At 41.4% G+C, this 18,554-nt stretch carries 18 protein-coding genes and 1 pseudogene; 4 read left to right on the top strand and 15 right to left on the bottom strand.

Features of this window, described 5'->3' with window-relative positions:
- The first annotated feature begins 137 nt into the window (after positions 1–137).
- The gene (locus tag GB992_RS06320; RefSeq protein WP_161001701.1) at positions 138–1,784 is read left to right on the top strand and encodes a peptide ABC transporter substrate-binding protein; all 1,647 of its coding nucleotides are present in this window, start codon (positions 138–140) and stop codon (positions 1,782–1,784) included.
- Positions 1,785–1,954: 170 nt separating this feature from the next.
- Here GB992_RS06320 and GB992_RS06315 read toward each other — a convergent pair whose 3' ends face one another.
- Both GB992_RS06315 and GB992_RS06310 read right to left on the bottom strand, forming a co-directional pair.
- Complete coding sequence (locus GB992_RS06315) at positions 1,955–2,605, bottom strand: endonuclease III domain-containing protein (RefSeq protein WP_161001700.1); 651 nt, start codon at positions 2,603–2,605, stop codon at positions 1,955–1,957.
- A 244-nt stretch (positions 2,606–2,849) separates the two neighbouring features.
- Entirely contained in the window at positions 2,850–3,494 is a 645-nt protein-coding gene (locus GB992_RS06310) for a TetR/AcrR family transcriptional regulator (RefSeq protein ID WP_161001699.1), read from the bottom strand.
- A gap of 110 nt (positions 3,495–3,604) precedes the next feature.
- On the opposite strand from GB992_RS06310, the gene GB992_RS11745 reads away from it, so the two are divergent.
- Complete coding sequence (locus GB992_RS11745) at positions 3,605–3,787, top strand: hypothetical protein (protein WP_238331060.1); 183 nt, start codon at positions 3,605–3,607, stop codon at positions 3,785–3,787.
- A gap of 6 nt (positions 3,788–3,793) precedes the next feature.
- Positions 3,794–4,612, top strand: a complete 819-nt coding sequence (locus GB992_RS06305; RefSeq protein WP_284142931.1) for an NAD-dependent epimerase/dehydratase family protein — start codon at positions 3,794–3,796, stop codon at positions 4,610–4,612.
- Positions 4,613–4,929: 317 nt separating this feature from the next.
- Here GB992_RS06305 and GB992_RS06300 read toward each other — a convergent pair whose 3' ends face one another.
- From GB992_RS06300 to GB992_RS06245, 11 genes and pseudogenes are all read right to left on the bottom strand, one after another.
- Positions 4,930–5,217 carry a PTS sugar transporter subunit IIB gene (locus GB992_RS06300; RefSeq protein WP_161001698.1) on the bottom strand — a complete coding sequence of 96 codons (288 nt, stop codon included), beginning with the start codon at positions 5,215–5,217 and terminating at the stop codon, positions 4,930–4,932.
- Positions 5,218–5,253: 36 nt separating this feature from the next.
- Positions 5,254–6,597: a PTS galactitol transporter subunit IIC gene (locus GB992_RS06295; protein WP_161001697.1), complete on the bottom strand. Its 1,344-nt coding sequence runs from the start codon at positions 6,595–6,597 to the stop codon at positions 5,254–5,256.
- Positions 6,598–6,614: 17 nt separating this feature from the next.
- Entirely contained in the window at positions 6,615–7,067 is a 453-nt protein-coding gene (locus tag GB992_RS06290) for a PTS sugar transporter subunit IIA (protein WP_161001696.1), read from the bottom strand.
- A 25-nt stretch (positions 7,068–7,092) separates the two neighbouring features.
- Positions 7,093–7,521 carry a PTS sugar transporter subunit IIA gene (locus GB992_RS06285; protein ID WP_161001695.1) on the bottom strand — a complete coding sequence of 143 codons (429 nt, stop codon included), beginning with the start codon at positions 7,519–7,521 and terminating at the stop codon, positions 7,093–7,095.
- Entirely contained in the window at positions 7,521–9,008 is a 1,488-nt protein-coding gene (locus GB992_RS06280) for a BglG family transcription antiterminator (protein WP_161001694.1), read from the bottom strand. Before GB992_RS06280 ends, GB992_RS06285 begins: the two co-directional genes overlap by 1 nt.
- A gap of 548 nt (positions 9,009–9,556) precedes the next feature.
- Complete coding sequence (locus GB992_RS06275) at positions 9,557–10,366, bottom strand: DUF6994 family protein (protein WP_161001693.1); 810 nt, start codon at positions 10,364–10,366, stop codon at positions 9,557–9,559.
- A 235-nt stretch (positions 10,367–10,601) separates the two neighbouring features.
- Positions 10,602–11,160, bottom strand: a pseudogene (locus GB992_RS11925) (ATPase).
- The gene (locus tag GB992_RS06260; protein ID WP_161001692.1) at positions 11,157–11,342 is read right to left on the bottom strand and encodes a hypothetical protein; all 186 of its coding nucleotides are present in this window, start codon (positions 11,340–11,342) and stop codon (positions 11,157–11,159) included. Before GB992_RS06260 ends, GB992_RS11925 begins: the two are co-directional and overlap by 4 nt.
- 299 nt (positions 11,343–11,641) lie before the next feature.
- Positions 11,642–12,334 (bottom strand): 2,3-diphosphoglycerate-dependent phosphoglycerate mutase, encoded by a 693-nt coding sequence (locus tag GB992_RS06255; protein ID WP_161001691.1) that lies wholly within the window; start codon positions 12,332–12,334, stop codon positions 11,642–11,644.
- A 75-nt stretch (positions 12,335–12,409) separates the two neighbouring features.
- Positions 12,410–13,495 carry an AI-2E family transporter gene (locus GB992_RS06250; RefSeq protein ID WP_161001690.1) on the bottom strand — a complete coding sequence of 362 codons (1,086 nt, stop codon included), beginning with the start codon at positions 13,493–13,495 and terminating at the stop codon, positions 12,410–12,412.
- A gap of 159 nt (positions 13,496–13,654) precedes the next feature.
- Positions 13,655–14,581, bottom strand: a complete 927-nt coding sequence (locus GB992_RS06245; protein ID WP_238331056.1) for an ROK family protein — start codon at positions 14,579–14,581, stop codon at positions 13,655–13,657.
- Positions 14,582–15,409: 828 nt separating this feature from the next.
- On the opposite strand from GB992_RS06245, the gene GB992_RS06240 reads away from it, so the two are divergent.
- Entirely contained in the window at positions 15,410–16,585 is a 1,176-nt protein-coding gene (locus GB992_RS06240) for an SAM-dependent methyltransferase (RefSeq protein ID WP_161001689.1), read from the top strand.
- Between the two features lie 461 nt (positions 16,586–17,046).
- On the opposite strand, the gene GB992_RS06235 is transcribed toward GB992_RS06240, so the two are convergent.
- Entirely contained in the window at positions 17,047–17,361 is a 315-nt protein-coding gene (locus tag GB992_RS06235; protein ID WP_017263095.1) for an AzlD domain-containing protein, read from the bottom strand.
- Complete coding sequence (locus GB992_RS06230) at positions 17,354–18,178, bottom strand: AzlC family ABC transporter permease (protein ID WP_161001688.1); 825 nt, start codon at positions 18,176–18,178, stop codon at positions 17,354–17,356. The genes GB992_RS06235 and GB992_RS06230 overlap by 8 nt, the downstream gene beginning before the upstream one ends.
- Positions 18,179–18,554 lie beyond the last annotated feature (376 nt).

The raw sequence follows: 18,554 nt of genomic DNA, 5'->3' as shown, positions 1-18,554 counted from the left end.
ACTTGAACTAATTAATCAACGACCATTAAAAATACATCATCAACAGACTGCCATTGAAAGATTCCGGGCTTGTTCGGATTAAACTTGTAATTTGCCGTTTTATAAACATCAACAAAACTTTTCGGGGGTAATGACTTATGAAATTTAAACGTGCGATCACATTGGGCACAGTCACTCTGCTATCGGCACTCTTTTTAGCCAATAGCACTGTCACAAACGCTAATGCATCAAGTAAGTACGCCAAAAATCAAACGTTGAACTGGACAGAAAGCCAAGAACTGGCAACAAACGACTTAGCGAAGGCCACGGATACCGAAAGCTTCAACGTTCTGCTTAATACGCAATCCGGCCTCTACCGTTTGAAAGATTCCGGCCATAAAATTGTCAATGATCTCGCCACTAGCACAAAAATCAGCAAGGATGGTAAAACTTATACTGTTAAATTGCGGCACAACGCTAAGTGGAGTAATGGTGACCCTCTGACGGCTCAAGATTTTGTATATTCATGGCAACGCACGCTAGATCCTAAAACAGCTTCTCAAGATGCCTTCTATATGTACCAGGTTGAAAACGCCGAAGCAGTCAACAAAGGTCAAAAGCCGTTATCCGCCCTTGGCATCAAAGCAGATGGTAAATACCAACTCACCATTCATCTCACCAAACCAGTTTCATATTTTCAGAAACTGTTAGCATGGCCGTTGTTCTTCCCCGTAAATAAAAAGGTCGCCACGCAAGAAGGTAATAAGTTTGGCACCAGTGCGAAAAATAACGTTTATAGCGGTGCCTTTAAACTCACTGGCTGGACCGGCACGAACAGCAAATGGACGTTGGCTAAGAATGGCAAGTACTGGGACAACAAACATGTTCACCTTAATAAAATCAACGAACAAGTTGTTAAAGATCCCTCAACTGGTTTAAACGAATATCAATCTCATAAGATCGACGAAACGGTTCTTAGCGGCGAACAAGTCGCTAACTTTAAAGGACACAAAGATTTTGTATCTCGTAAATCCTCGAATGGTTACCGCCTCGACTTCAATCAAAAGAAGGTTAAGGCGTTCCAGAATGTTAACGTTCGCAAAGCCTTTTCGCTAGCTTTGAACCGTAAAGATCTTGTCAATAATGTCCTGTCAGACGGCTCGGTCGTTCCACAAGGTTTTGCACCAACTGGCATCGGCACCAATCCAAAGAGCGGCAAAGATTTTGCCAAGTCAGCATATGTTAAATCCGGCGTCACCTATAATTTAAGTGAAGCCAAAAAGTTACTGAAACAAGGTTACAAGCAAACCGGCACCAAGTCGATTAAGACAGAAGTGCTCACCACTGATGACGACGCTGGTAAAAACGTCGGCGAATTCATCCAATCGCAGCTTGAAAAGCTGCCAAACGTCAAAGTTTCAGTCGTTAATTTGCCTAAAACTGCTCAACTTGCGCGTGAAAAGTCCGGCAATTTCCAACTTATCATTGGTGGCTGGCAATCAGTCTTTGCAGACCCAATTAACTTCTTGGACATTTGGGAAAGCACCAGTCCTTACAATTTCAGCGGTTGGAACAACAAACAATATGACACGTTACTCAGCGCTTCTGAAAACAGCTTAGCAAACAAGCCTGAAGACCGTTGGAATAACTTAGTCAAAGCCGAAAAGCTACTTATGACGCAACAAGGTACCGCCCCACTTTTCCAAAAGGTTCAAGCACAACTGCTCAATACCAAAGTTAAAGACGTCAATTACAATCCCTCCGGTGTACCTTACGACTGGAAAGAGACGTATATCGCTAAATGATTTTTCGTTATGCTGATCTAAAAAAATCCTTAATCGATTTCTGATTAAGAATTTTTTAATGCGAAACAAAAAAGCTTCATCAAATAGGATGTGGCGTTGTGCTTTAAAACAATTCTCTGTTGGCTCACAGTCATTTATCGACCAACCGTTACGTTTCCAAAGGTAACCTCTCAAATAGCACCTTCATTTTCTTCATTCAACTTATCACAGTCAATAATCAGTTGGCAAACCTCTTTGTCCGGTGTCAATTTCATCGAGTACTTCCGGCCAAACTCGATCATTGTGTGATGCGCTTGATACAGTTCCTCCGGCTTAACGACACTCACAATCTTTTGTTCCACCTGCAAAGGTGATGCTGATTGTTTAACAAAGTGAAGTCGTTTTGAAATCGCCGAAACATGCGTGTCCACAGCAAATGTTGGTTTCCCAAACACATCGCTCAACACCAAATTGGCCGTTTTTCGACCCGCTCCTGGCAACGCCATGATACCCTTTCGATCGTTTGGAATCGTGTCATTCAACTCTTCATGCACAATACCGGCGGTCTTGATGATGTTCTTCGCCTTGTTATGAAACAGACCAACGCGCCTAATGATTGTTTCTACATCTTCAACATTGGCATGCATCAATGCCTTGGGATCGGGATATCTGTCAAACAATGTTGGCGTGACTTGATTCACAGATACGTCAGTGGCCTGCGCGCTGAGAATGACTGAAATCAAATATTGAAAAGGTGTCCTCGTATCAAGCGATGGCCCAACTGGACCAATTTCGTCTTCCATTTGATGAATTGCCCAAACAATCTGATCATCTTTTAGCATTGATATGTGACCTCTTTTTTAAGTATTGCCGCCAAGTCATGAACACACCTGGCCGTCTTTCTATTACTAAATTTAGCCTACTATACCCTCAAAAACAATAATCACTGTATCACATGAACCTATTGATCAAACTAATCTTTTTGAGCATATACATTTTTTGCGAAATGACAAATCAAACCAATTCGCTTTCTGTTCAGTTAGTCACACAATACAAAGATTGGTTTACACGATCACACTTGCAACACTAAGCTATCAATGCGTACGTTGCCCTAAACTCTTTAAAAATCAGCGTTTTCATCGGCTCAAAATTAGATATATCTAACTGTTTTCGTACAGTGCTAGACAGTAACGCCTGCAATTCCAAACTAATGCCGTCTGACAGATATTGTTCGGCTTGTTCCAACGTAATGCGATGTGCCTTTACCTGTTGCAAGACAGAAGTAATTAAAGTATCAGCCTGAAAAACAACAAAATCAGGTGTATAAATCGGCAACACCACATCGGCCTGTTGTGCCTTAGCCACGTAACTAATCAAGTGAGTAAAATAATCGTGATCAGCCATTCGCAGTTCATGTGCCAACTCAGGATATGCACGTTGCAAATCAGTGGTAAATGTTTCAGTTGTTGAGCCCATCAAAAGCAACGAATTCAACCAAACGGTTATAAACGATGAAGCGTCAAATTCGGCAGGAATTGGGCGCTCTGAAATAAAACGTAAATGGCGGCCAACAACAGCTTGAACAATTTCATCTTTGTTTTTAAAGTACAAATACAGTGTCGCACGACTGACATCGACCGCCTGAGCAAGTTTACTCATTGAAAGCTTTTGAAATCCTTCTATTAAAATGACGCGATTTAATTTGATAGTTAGTTCCGTTTGATCAATCATTTTTGTTCACCTCAGCTAATAGCATTTTCAATGATTAGAATAACACGGCTTTACATTTTAGACAATTAGTCGTACTATTTGTATAAAATAAATTAAGAGGTACTTATTAAATGAAAAAAGTTGTTATTTCTGGTGGTTCTGGATTCGTTGCAGCATGGGTGATTGCTGAGTTTTTAAATCAGCACTATGCGGTTGCAACAAGTTTGCGTTCACTTAACAAAGCCAACGCTATCAAAGAAGGCCTAAGTCACCAGGTCGATTCTACAGATTTAGAAAATCTGAGTTTCTTCTAAGCTGATTTGACCAGTGAAGCTGGCTGGCAAGAGGCAATGAATGGCGCAGACGGCGTTATCCATGTTGCTTCACCTCTAGGTAACGGTACAGAATCCACTGAAGAAATGGTTAGTGTCGCTCGTGGTGGTGTCCTAAACGTTTTGCAAGCAGCTGATAAAGCTGGCGTTAAACGAATTGTGATGACCAGTTCGCAAGCCGCTTCAACGCCTGACAGCCACGCCACAGGGACTTTTGATGGTAGTTTTTGGACGGACCCAGACAATCCTGAATTGGACCCTTATCGAATTTCAAAAGTGAAAGCTGAACAAGCCGCGTGGGACTTTGCGGATAAACATGACATGAATTTGACGACCGTTCTGCCAGGCGCAATTTTTGGTCCAGTTATCACCAACAATCTGAGTACAAACCAAATTTTACTGCAAATGCTTAAGGGTCAACCTGCCTTACCGAAAGTGCCACTTGAAATCAGTGATGTACGCGATTTGGCTAAACTACATCGATTGGCGTTTGAAAATCCTAAGGCCATTGGTCAACGTTATATTGGCTCGTCTCAAACATTGACTATGCTTCAAGTTGGCAAAATATATCAATCAGCCTTTCCAGAACTTCATTTACACATTCGTGCCCTGCCAAACTGGGCGACCCGGGTGTTATCAAGATTTGTGCCTAGTCTCCGCACTTTGGTGCCCATGCTGAACCGTCGCTATCACCACACCACCGCCGCGGCAGAAAACGACCTTGGTTGGCAACAACATAAACCGGAAGAAACAGTTCTCGATGCTGCCAAACGTTTAATTGAAATGGGCTTAGTCGAAAAGAAATAAGGCAGATTTTTTAAGTAAACAGGGCATCACATCAGTCAGCTCGATTGATGTGATGCCCTGTTTGATTTTATTCTGTCATTTGAATCAGGCTTCCACTCTTAAATGGCTTTGCGCTAGTACTCAAACCTTTTAAAGTCTGTCACCAAAAATCACTATTTTAGCCACTGAAAGTAGTTACGACACTATTGGCATCAGCCATTATAAGAATCTTTTAACCAATCTTCAATTTTATCCGTTCCACAAGTGTCTTATTAAACAACGTAGAACAGTAAAAACGAGCACTTAGAAGATTCTAAGTGCCCGCTTTTTATTCGTAATTATTTAAGTTCTAGCTTAGTTGCAATCTGGTCATAGACGGCCTGAGTATTCATCCCTGTTAACAATGGCACACCGTTGATAATTTTATCTTTGACGTTATCTGGTACTAACGTCGTGCTAACAACAGCATCGTAATCATCGATGTGGTTAACTTCGTCAGAAATTTTACTTTGCAACATTTTGACTTGACCATCAAAGCCTTCGTCAGCCAACCAGTTTTTGATTTTTCCTGAAACGACCGTTGACGTTGCCACACCAGAACCACAAACTACCATTAAAGTTTTCATGTTTTCGACCTCCAATGTCGAGTTATCTAAAAGATGCTATTTCTTATCTGCAACTGTCGATGCAGTTTTACGAAACTTGTTTTGCCAAATCATCAAGCCTAATACCACAACACCAATTAAACCAATACCACCCCAGCTGATCAGTTTGCCTAAACCAACAATTAACAATGTGGTCCAAGTCCCACCATCACTTAATACAGAAATGGATGAGTTACCTTGGAGACTGAAGTGTGCGCCCTTTGCAGCATCGGTAACCAACGGTGCAACCCATGACGCAATGTACAAACTAACCACGATGTCGACGATCCCACCGAGGATGGTCCGTAAAATATCACCACGGAAAACAGCGGCCATAACGGCAATCATGAACGGAATCGTCGCTAAGTCACCAAACGGTAACACAGTGTTACCAGGTAAAATAACGGCAATCAACAGTGTCAGTGGAACCAAAATTAATGCTGAGGATAACACAGCCTGTTGCCCAACGGCTAAAGCACTATCCATCCCAATGTATAAGTCACGACCAGGAAAACGTTTCTGAACAAAAGTGTTGGCCCCTTCAGAAATTGGAGTCAAACCTTCCATCAACAAGGAAACCATCCGCGGCATCAATAACAAGACAGCCGCGGTGTTAACTCCGAGTTGAAGAGTTTTAGCAACTGAGTAATGTGCTAAAGCACCAATAACTAGTCCAATCACCAAACCAATCACCGTTGAATCACCAAAGATTCCCATCCGCTTTTGGACAGTTTCCGGTGTGATCTTAACCTTGTTAATTCCAGGAATACGGTCAAACAACCAGTTTAATGGTAAGGCCATCAAGAAACCAGGTGCTGAGGCCCCTTGAGGAAATGAAATGCCTTCCAGCCCGTAGTATTTTTGAACTGTCGGCGCAGCTAAATCCGCCAACAAGTAAATCAGCATGACATGAACAATCATGGTGAATAATCCTAAAGCAAAATCATGTGTCACAACATAGACAAGTGAACCAGTAAAGGCAATGTGCCAGTAATTCCAAACATCGACGTCCAATGTTTTCGTCAAACCAACTAGTAGCAAAATGACGTTTGCAATAACACCAACTGGAATCGCCAAACTACCTAAAACAGTTCCGTAGGCAATGGCAGATGCTGCAGGCCAACCAATATCAATAGATGTCAGATGTAAACCAAAGTTTTTAACCATCGCTTGAGCGGCTGGTCCCAGGTTTTTAGTCAACAGACTGATGACCAAGTTCAGACCAACAAATCCAACTCCGACCGTTAATCCAGCCTTAAATGCCTTACCGGGTTTGATACGCAAAATAAGTGCAAAAATAAATAATAAAACTGGGAGCATAACGCTCGCTCCTAAATTAACAAACCACTGTAACGCTGCCATTACAATTCCTCCAATAATTAATCAATCTCTGCTTGTTTCATAATGTCTTTGAAGTCAGCAGTAGTACTAATCGTCGTCAACTTCTTCATTAGGTCATCATTCTGGAATAATCCCATTAACCGTTGTAGCATCGCTAACTGCAAATCAGGATCATTTAATGCCAACATAAAAATCAATTTGGCTGATACATCAGCGTTATCACCCATTTGATTGAAATGAACTGGTTCCTTCAATTGAAGAAAGCCAATTTGTGGTTTAATCACATGAACCGCGTCCGTATGTGGAATGGCTACCCCCATCGATGGTGCAAGCAATCCCGTTGGAAATTGCTTTTCACGGCTTAAAATACCTTCTTTAAAACTTGATTTAACTACGCCAGCTTCTTGTAATGCATCGGCTAACGTTGTTAAGGCTGTGGTTTGATCAGCTATCGACTGGCCGAATAAAATCACATCTTTATCAAAATACACGTGCGACTACCCCTTTCATGTCTTCTCATTGCAGTAATGCTCGAACATCAATCAATGAGTTTTGTTTTACTAACTTTTTCGTCACTTCGTCGTCGGCTAGTCGCGTCAATAATGTCGTGAACTGTGGATCTGTTTGCGCCGCTGAGGCTGTCGGCGTTGCTAGCATAACGATCAGTCTGATGGTCGGTAGCTGCCGCCAATGTTGTGGCGTTTGCAGCCAACCAATTAGAACCGTGTTCCTAAGAACAACGGACCCCACAGCGTGTGGCATCAAAATTTGTGGCGCAATCATGGTCATCCCCTGTGCCTCGCGTTTAACGATTAAATCCGTAAACGCGTCAACATCACTGACACGCTGTAACTGGACCAATCGCTGCGCCATTGTTTGAAACGTGTCTAGAGAACTGGCCGAGGGTGATAGTGACATGAAAAATAGCTCTTGCGAATCAATCATCAGCTGTCCCTCCGTTCAATCCAATTAGCGACCTGATCCCGATCGGCCTTGGTAAACATTGCGCTAACCATCACCACACTAGTGTCTTCGGCCGGTGTTACGTTGACTGTCGTGATAATAAGGTCAATGTGCCCGTAATCAGCAGCATGCTTTAAATACCCGTCTTTTGAAACAACGGCCACCACATCCAAGTCTGGGAAGGCCTTCTGAACTTTCACTCGGATCAGTTGTGACGTCCCAACACCGCTGGCACACATGATGAGGATTCGTTTGGCCGGCTTGGCCTGTTCTAGATACTTCGCAAAGTACAAGGTAATAAAACCACTTTCGTCAGCACTAATCGCGGCTGGCAAAGCAAATTTCGTTTGCGCCTCACTGGACAGCTGCTTAACTTGAGCGAGCTCCTCAGGATACTCAGACCCAATCTCCTTCAATAAATGGTTGGCTACCGAAATGCCGTTTTTCAAACGATTGACCATTGGTTTGATATGGTTCCGTAAATCCGCAACCAATGCAGTTCGATCCACGGCGCGACCATTAAAATCAAAGCCATCAACGTAGAACACAACAAGTTGATCAACCAACTGATCTTCATGCGTCGTACTCGGCAATTCACGATCGTACCGCATTGAGACCATGTACTGAAGCAGGTAAAAATCTTCGATGGCAGGCAATGTTGTGTTGAGATAGCGGCCAATTTTACCGATGATTTCTCGAGCCACTTCTGCAAACTTAGGATTGCGCTCCGTCAACGCTTTTTGGTCAGTAGTTAATCGATTCTGCTCCGGATCATCAACTACCTTCCCCTCACGAAAACGACTCATCAAAATATAGAGATGCGAAAAAATATTTATGTTATACGGGTAAGGAATCGTTAGCTTCAATGAACGCTCCAAGTATTCAAGTTGAGCGATTAAAAACCGTTCATCAAACGATGACAGCTCATGGAAATCGTCGATAAAATCATCGATGCTTTCTTTGTCCATGAGGTCACCCTTGTTAATCGTATTTCGAATTGCCTGACGAATGTTTGGTTCGGGACCAGTTATTGATAAACGACGATAGCGATGCTTTAGTACCAGTCCAAACGACAACGCTAACTTATTCATCAAGGAAATATCGTTTTCAATCACCGTTTCACTCACGTAATAATGCTCATACAAGCGGTCAACATTTAAATCAAACGGAGCGTTGAACAATAACTCCAGTAAAATCCGGTTACGTCGTTCGATTGGTGAATAGTCCAAGGTATTATCCACGCTGGTATTCCGTTCATAAATATACCGATCGTAATTTAGGCGATACCCCCTTCCACGTACTGCCTCAATGACATCACCAGACTCTGAACTATCATTAATGCTACGGACATTTCGATAAATCGTTTTAGTAGATGTGTTGGTGACCTCAGAAAGCTTGTGGGCAGTGATGTAATCGTTTTGTCGCAGCAAAATATCAATCAAACCTTGTTGCTGATCATTTAACTGCATAAACGCCCCACCCCTTTTAATATAATAGGCTAGAAAAAGTATCCGCTTTCACAAGATAGTGTCCTTTGCAAGGGACAATTTCATAAAACATCAGCGAGATCTCTTTTCGAATGTTCATACTTTCACTTGTAAAGAAAGGTTCTATGAACCGTTCCGGAACAGTCTTGTGAACCTCTATTTTGCCTGACGCATTCGAAGCCTCGCAATTATTTAGCTTAACGATTGATCACCATATAAAGATAAAGTGCACAAAAAAAGCTCTCAGTCTCTATTTGATAACTGAGAACCTCACTTTATTCAGGATTTTTTTCTATACGCTTTGTATATTTACAGCAAAAAACAATTACAATACTACTTGTGTAATTGCATTCATCTTACCCCCCCTCATCTAATCATTCAGGATAATGTTTAAATTCACTAACAGAATATTTCTTACGTTTTCTTCGCTTCGAATTGGTTGAAATATTTTATATGTTTCTGATTTGAAAATATTATTTAAAAAATGATTAAACTTGTGATAATTCACAATTGCTACTAACTTACTATTTCTAAGCCCTAGCCAGTCCGTACTTATTTGTTAAATACTTGGATCTTTCAAATATTCGTTTATTAGACTGTTGTACTAGCCTTTCCGCGTTCACCTTGTTTTCGGGAAAAGTTATTAATTCCACATTATTAATTAAGTCTGCCGATGAGTTAAAAGCGGTACCTGTTAATAGATTAATAACATGCTGATTTTCATCGACAAACCCATTCAGGTCATAAAAGTTAATAAAACCAGAGAAGTTAACAAAAAGGTCTAAAAAGACTGAAAAACAATCAAATGCTTTAATTCGATATGGCTTCTTTTCATAGTAGTTTGACAAATCCAGCAGAAACAAATCCGGTCTGTCATACATCGTATTGGCCCGATTAACATTGATGCTTCGACCCTGACCGGAAATAAAGGTATCCTTTTTTACTATTTCTACATTTTTGGGAAATAACATATGCCCACCAATAAGACGTGAAATCTTCAAGACTTTCCGGACTTCATCAATAGAAAACTTTCCTTTTTTCTTAAGACGCCTTCGTGAAATACCAAAATAATCGGCTGCCATACCCATTTTATAGACTATCTCACCTTCTTTTGTCGCTATTGTAAGTTGTAGCCCATATGGTTTCATGATTTTTACTTTTGTTATTTCATCACCACTTGGAAAAGTACGATTTGAAAATATTGTTTGAAAGTCTTTGTAAAGCTTTAAACTGGATGAATCGGGGTCATAATATTTACCTTCTGGATTAAGATCCACTGTATCTACATCCTGATCAATGCCCTTCTCATGAATGTTCAGATAATTCATTAATTCTGACATTAATGCTCCTTAATATCATTCGCAACTTCACTACTCACATCATCACTCATTTCCAACCAACTGTGCAAAAATGAACTGACCGACGACAGTTGCTCTTTAAAAATTGTTCAAAATTTACTCGTAAAGATTAGTCTTGTTTTGAACTTCCAACTTGTCGTTGAAATCATAAACAATCGGTTCACCTATTGTCATTTCCAATATCATTAGATTATCACTAAACGTCTCGTTTACTACTCTAAAGAATAGGTAGAACCCATGGATAGTTCTTTAAATCATTCAGCAACACTACACCATCCAACCGGTTATAAATATTAACGAATCGATCAGAGTTATCATATATGAACACATTATCTACATGACTGGCAATATCTTCTAAATTATTAAGTGACTGTACATAACGCTTCTTGATTAGCTCTGCAGGTACACCGTGACCGGTGACCGCCCTTTTGAACACGTACGTTAACTCTATCAATTGTAGTTTGAGGACTATCAAGTGTGACGTACAACAATGTCACTTCAAATCCATATTTGTGCGCTAGATTGATAAGTTCAACCTGTGTCTTTCCAACTCCAGCTAATGTAGTTTCAACATGAACACTAGTCTTCGTTTCAAAAGCTTTATGCAATTGCTTTCAGATTGTCACTAGTTTTATGCCAATCTCCGCCACTTGCTCTTAAAATTCGTCAGCATTAATGCGTTTAGTCCCAGCAAACAAATCTGGCGAAGTGTCATAAAGTGTACTTTTTCCAGCACCATTAATACCACCAACAATCAAATATTGAGGTCTAATCATCTACTGAACTCCTGATGATTAATCACTTTTTCTTGCCGCTTATCGAGCACGTACGTATAAGGCGCATGTAAAACTTGTTGTTTAGCCGGATCCTTTTCATTTAAGAAATCAGCTCTCAACGTTTGTAAGTCTGTACGCTCTGCTTCAACCAACATTTTTTCAAAAACATTTTCAGTGCTCATTGTTAGACCTCCTGCTTTTGAATGAATTGACTGAAATAGTAGTCAACCTTTTCAGTGTTTACATTGTATTTTGAAGTAATTTTATTGTACTACAATTTTTTGACATATCTTACTCTGTCATTGATGGCCTGTCACGTATGTCATCACTGAATCTATTTTCCATCAACTTTTCAATTCCGAGCAAATCATATGCGATCTGGAGAATCCAAATTATATCTGATTCTTGAGGTCATGCATATACTATTTCAAAAAAGGTCCTCAACCACAAATCGGTTGAGGGCCTCATTTTATATCAATAATTACTTGTCTAACTTAGTCTTGCTTTGAACTTCCAACTTGTCGTTGAAGTCGTAAACAACTGGTTCACCAGTTGCCATTTCCAATGAGACGATGTCTTCGTCAGAAATGTTTTCAATGTATTTGGACAAAGCACGTAATGAGTTACCGTGGGCAGCGATGATAACGTTCTTGCCATCTAATAACTTAGGTGCAATTTCGTCTTCCCACAAAGGCATAACACGTTCCAAAGTGACCTTCAGGTTTTCACCACCGGGAACGATCTTTGGATCCAAGTTAGCATAACGACGGTCCTTTGATGCAGAACCTTCGTCATCAGCACTCAACAATGGAGGCAAAACATCGTATGAACGACGCCAAGTGTGAACTTGGTCATCGCCCCACTTTTTGGCAGCTTCAGCCTTGTTTTGGCCTTGTAAAGCACCGTAGTGACGTTCGTTTAAACGCCAAGTCTTGGTTTCAGGAACCCATAATTGGTCGGATTCTTCCAAGGCGTAGTGTAAGGTCTTGATTGCACGTGTCAAAACTGAAGTGAAGGCGTAGTCAAATTCCAAACCATGTTCCTTGATCAATTGACCAGCATGCTTTGCTTCTTCAACACCCTTGTCGCTCAAGTCAACGTCAACCCAGCCAGTAAACTGGTTAGATAAGTTCCATTGTGATTGACCGTGACGAATCAATACTAATTTAGCCATCTCTAATAACCTCTTCCTTAAATGTAATTATCAATTCATTATAACCGAAATCCGACACAAATTACATAGTTCACGCTACTTTCCGTCATTCGCGCTGGACTCACGTTTGGCACGACGGCGTTCCCGCATTCGTTTGATACTCGGTCGTTCGCGACCAATTGACTTAACGCCCAGTAGATCAAGGAAAAATGTAAATAGTGGCACGCCGAAAATCAGTCCCCAAACACCGAATAACCGCTCGCCAACTAGTAACACGACAAACGTATAGAAGATGGGCAACTCGGTTCGACTAGCATAAAACTGTGGATTCAACACATAGGCTTCTAATGTATGCACTACGAGGATCATTACCAAAATATAAATGACGTAATCCAAACCACCGACAGAATAACCAATTAAGCCAAGCGGAACCACCGAGATGATTACCCCTGCCACCGGAATCAAACTGAGAATGAAGATCATTAACGCTAGGGTTGGTAACTGTGGCATCCGCATGAAGGCCAGCGTGACAGTTGTAATCACTGTATTGCAGATAGCAATGAAGAATTGCGCCTCAATAACGACACCAAACGTATTGATGAACTTTTTAAATAGATAGGAAACGTCTTGGAAAAACCACCCGTATGTAGAATCCAAGAACAGGTGTGAAAATTCGCGCACCCGCTTGTTCTCGACAGTGAAGAAGAAGCTCAGAATCAGCGAGAAGAACAATGTGAGCGCCATTTGCCCGATGTACCCCACATAATTCAAAATAATCGTCGCCCAATTTTTAAGCTGGTTCATGATATCTAACCGTTTGGCATACTGATTGATAAAGTTCACCACATAGTTCGTATCATGCGACGGATTGCGATAAAAATTATAAACGGTATTCGCCATCTTGACCGTTTCATCAATCAACTTAGGAATATAGTTCGTAATCCCCGAATATAACCCCAGAATCACCAATAAATAGATGGCAATCACGATGACAGCTGCCGGTATTTTAACAAACCGACGAATAAACTGCGTCAGCCGAGTAACCAAAAAAGTAAACACAAACGTGAGCAATACGATGCTGATCATGGAACGCATTAACCAAAGTGCCAGCACAATGAATCCTAACACCGTCCAACGTCGCAAAGAAACGTTTTTAACGAATCGTTGATAGTATGTTGTCACAACCAAATCCCCCAATAATTTCTCTGCTCTAACTGTAACTCACTGCCCATTTTTCAGCCACTCACAGCACCACAAACTCATGAAGAACTTAATGTTTGGCAAAATAAAAAGGCAGCCCACAATGTGTTAGCTACCTTATCCCCCTCAAAAGAGACCTAACTATTCGGCTACACCCTCTGCTTTGGCCTGAAAGTCTAGCTTCAAATCATCCAGCCCTAAGGCATGATGAATAATGTAGGAAGTTGCACCAAGCAAAGCGGATTCTGTGTACCCTTTTGTCAGGATAACCGGTGTATCGCCGTCAGGCATCATTTGTACCAGCGCGTTACGAACGGATTGCAAAATCTGCGGGAATCGTTTGAACATATCACCATTCAAAATCACAACATCTGGTGCAAAACTCGTGGAAAGATTCGTCAATACTCGTGACAGGTAGTAGGCAAAATCATCAATCGGTTCCATCACCCGCTCATCCTTGTGGTAATAGGCCTCGGTAAGCTTTGCAAAGTCCATTTCCTGCCAACCCATGCGGTCCCGAATCGCCTTGTTTAAGGCAGGTTCAGATGCATAAACGTCGGCAGCCGCCATTTTACTGTGATCATAACGATCAACTAGGTAGGCTTCGCCAACTTCACCAGCGTGCCCCTCATGACCGGTATACAAGTGTTGATCGGCGACAATACCTGCCCGCAAATGTTTGCCGATCATCAATGTAACCAGGTTCTTAAACAGCTCATTGTCATGGAAATCACGCTCATAAATAGCTGACAGGTTAGCAGCATTTTCAATCAATACCGGAACTTGGAACTTATCTGCAAAGTATTTGGCCAAGTCAAAGTTTTCCAGACCTTTCAACTCTGTACTAATAATGTGATTATTGTAAACAGTTCCATCAATCACAAACGCAATACCAGCCAATGATTCGTCATTTAACTGACCAACCGTCTTAGCAATCGCCGCCGTAATCATGTCCATTACAGTCGTTAAATTAATGCCATCCGTATCAATCGTTTGGGCGCTTAACTTAGACGCGTTAAAACGACTAATTAAGATAGCAACACTACTGCTGCCTAAGTTAATTGCCATAGATAGATTGTAAAATTAATCCGAACGCTGTTCGGACAAAAAAGATCAGCTTCCTTTAAAATGGTGTTTACCACAAACCCATCTTTTAGGAGCTGATCAATCAGAGACCACTTAAAATACTTGACTGGCAAACACCTTATCAGATCATGCTGACAAATTTGTCCAAAAATTCGGATTAAATTTGCAATCTACCATTTATAATCATTTTAACGCGATAACAAACATGCTAAATCCATTCGTTCATCAAGTGGTTTAACAGAACGGTTAGATTCAGGTCGTTATCTCTACCCTCCTAACGTCGCCTATAAACATCTTTATATATTTATAATAAAATGCTAGTACGTAAATGTACACAAAATAGGCATTTTTAGCCCCATATTGACCAATGTTTTGTCTAGTTCCTTTCGTGTCCGCTTTACAAACTAACTAACCGATGCTTTTCGAGTGACGTTTCAACAATAAGTAAGGCCCTTACTATTTAAAAACCAATTGATCAAAAGATGATTACACAACCAGTATAGCAAGAGATTATAGTCTATACCAATGCAACCATCCGGCTTTTCTAAACTACTGAATTTTATATCCTGACGAAAATTCGTGCAAATCTTTTGTTAGAAACAATTGGTAAATTAACTGACAATCTAAATCAGGTTTGTTTGCATTCTGAACAAATCGACTTATATAAGTCATTTTCAGCCGCATTTAAAGCGTTGGGTGTTTTGACAAACAGCGTTATACTAAAGATTGTATTTTTTAAAAAACATGATGGCGTTTTTGCCATACGGGCACTACCATCAAACGGTTAACGAGAAAGGAACAGAAGGATTCATGCTGGATAAGACATTTTACAAGACATTTCTCAGTCACTCATTCAACATCCCTGTGCGTGTCAATTATTGGGACGGCACCAGCGATGTTTATGGTGGTGACGGCGAACCACAGGTGACAGTTACCTTTCATGAACTTGTGCCAATTAAGTCATTAACGCGCAATGCGTCGTTGGCCCTTGGCGAAGCTGTTATGGATGGCAGGATTGAAATCGACGGTAGTATTCAAAAGTTAATTGAATCAGCCTACGAAAGTGCTGGTAGCTTCTTTAACAACAGTAAGTTCAAACGGTTCATGCCAAAGCAATCGCACAGTGAGTCACACTCTAAAGAAGATATCCAAAAACATTACGATGTTGGTAATGACTTCTACAAGTTGTGGTTAGACCCGACGTTGACGTACTCATGTGCTTACTTTGAACATGACGATGACACCTTGGAACAAGCACAGTTGAACAAGGTTCATCACATTATCAAGAAGCTTGACCCTCAGCCTGGCAAACGTCTGTTGGATATTGGTTGTGGCTGGGGTACTTTAATGCTCACAGCAGCCAAAGAATACGGTTTAAAGGTCACTGGGATCACACTAAGCCAAGAACAATATGACTTGGTTAAACAACGGATTATCGATGAAGACTTACAAGACGTTGCCGAAGTTCGTTTGGAAGACTACCGCGAATTGGGTAACGAAACGTGGGATTACATCACCTCAGTTGGGATGTTTGAACATGTTGGTAAGGAAAACTTGGGCGCCTACTTCAAGTGTGTGGCCAAATACCTGACTGAAGACGGTGTCGCCTTAATTCACGGCATTACTCGTCAACAAGGCGGTGCCACAAACGCTTGGCTCGACAAATACATCTTCCCAGGTGGTTATGTTCCCGGCTTAACGGAAAACATCGACCACATGATCGACGCTGGTCTGCAGGTCGACGACATGGAACCACTACGTCGTCATTATCAACGGACCACGGAAATCTGGGACAAGAATTTCAATGAGCACCGTGACGAAATTGCCAAACAATTCGACGAACGCTTCATGCGCATGTGGGACTTGTACCTGCAGGCATGTGCGGCTTCGTTCCAGTCTGGCAACATCGACGTCATTCAGTTCCTGCTCACTAAGGGTGCATCTGGTCGCGTGTTGCCAATGACACGGGATTATATGTACAAATAATGTTTCACACCAACAACTGTCAATTTCTTGACGGTTGTTTTTTCTACTTCTAGTCAAGCTAAGTTACAGCAGTCAAAAAAATGGGAGGCCTACACGTAAATTCCCGTTCCGTCTGGCTGGGATGTCATTCCGTGAGACCGGTCTCAGCCTCCCCAAACCGGAGTCTTTAACCTCGATTTTGAGCCACAAACCGTCTCAAAAGTCGTCCCGCAACACTACGTGGCCAAGCCCCGCCACCAAGTGTTGCCTTCACGGAATTCTATCCCTGCCCGACTTCACTCACATTGTATATTATCGTCAGCTGGAGCAATGTAAGTGCAAGGCAAGACCCCATTACTCAACAACAGTCTGAAAGTTACCAGGTGATAACTTTATTCAGTATAACGATGTGAGCAAGTAACTGGCAGGCACAAAAAAACTGACCCTCAAAAAATGATAGTCAGCTGTTAATTCATTCAATTTTATAAGAAAGTTGTTAATGCCCACATGAGCAACAATCCCAAAACAACGGACAATGTCATTGAACGCGTGAAGTACGCGATAACAATAACAAGCACCGCGGAAATCATGGCGGCAATGTTGCCTACAGAAAAGGCATACGTCGAGGTGACGAAAATTTGCTTCACAATTAACGCGGTGAACAACGACACAGGGACAAAGCCCATCCACTCGTTGAACCAGTCTGGAATTTTACGTTTGGAAAAAAACAACATCGGGAAGTACCGCGGAATAAAGGCCGCCACTCCCGCCAATAATACTAAGGCTAAATCATTCATGGTCGTGATCCTTGTCTTTCTCTTGTTCTTCCTTCAACAGTCGCTCTTCAGTCAGCTCCTGCTCGTTAATCGTCTCGCGCGTCCCCGAGGGACCACGAACTTTGTACAGTAGGGAACTGCCCGGTGCCATCGAACGAATCACGCGATCAGCCAAGAATCCAGCTGTCGAGGCGAGCAACGTCGCGATCACAATCCCTAAGGTACTCTTTAACGCAACACAGAAGAAAGCAGACAGCACACCTGCTAAAATGGCTGTCAGCAGCGTTAAACGGCGCTTAACTTGCATCGTAACCATAAACAAGAATAAAGCAGTTAATGCAAAGTCAACAATCACTAAGTTAATGTGCAATGATGACCCGATCAAACTCCCAACCACGTTTGAAAATGCCCAGGTGTACAACGCATAGTGTTCAACCAATAAAGCATTACCTGGTGTCCAATATTTATCCGTGGCAAACTTCAAATAGTTAACCGCGTAGTTTTCGTCGTTTAGTGAAAACGCGAACCCCAAAATAAATCTGTGGGATGACTTTTTGAGATAGTGTGACAAACTAGAACCCAAGAGTGCATACCGTAATTCAAGGAAAAACAGCATAATTACAATCTGGGAAATTGGTGCATGAATCGTTAACATAGTGGCAATCAAAAATTGCGCACCACCTGAATACACGATCAATGACACAAGTGCCACCAACCATGTATTCAAACCGCCCGCATGCAATAGCACACCACAAGCCAAGCCAATGGGAATATAGCTTAAACATAGCGGCATCGCAATTTTTAGCACTGCCAGCCAGTTCGCCGGTTCCTTTTTCAAAATGCATCCTCCATCATTAAAGCACGCTCAGTTAAATCCTCACCGTTCGTTTGAATGAAACTGAGCGGTTCGCTTTAGAAACAAGTAAGACTCAATGAATATCTCGAAACAATGCGAGTATATTTTACCATGATTAAAATGTCTTTGTAACCATGCAGACGGAGATTGACGAACATCAAGACGAATGAAAGCGTTTTTATTTAACAAAGATGGAACGTTCGGTTAAAAAAGATAACAATATATCTGAAATGTTTAAGAATTCAGATACATTGTTATCTCACTTGAATTGTCAAATTAAGTGCAACACTACATTAAAGAATATTTCATAAGGCGTTTTCCATCCGAGACATTTACGGGGACGATTATTCATTTGTTC

Source organism: Furfurilactobacillus milii (genome assembly GCF_009863985.1).
Lineage (GTDB): Bacteria > Bacillota > Bacilli > Lactobacillales > Lactobacillaceae > Furfurilactobacillus > Furfurilactobacillus milii_A.
Note: the sequence above shows the minus strand (reverse complement) of the source record. Positions and strands in the feature narration are given on the sequence as shown.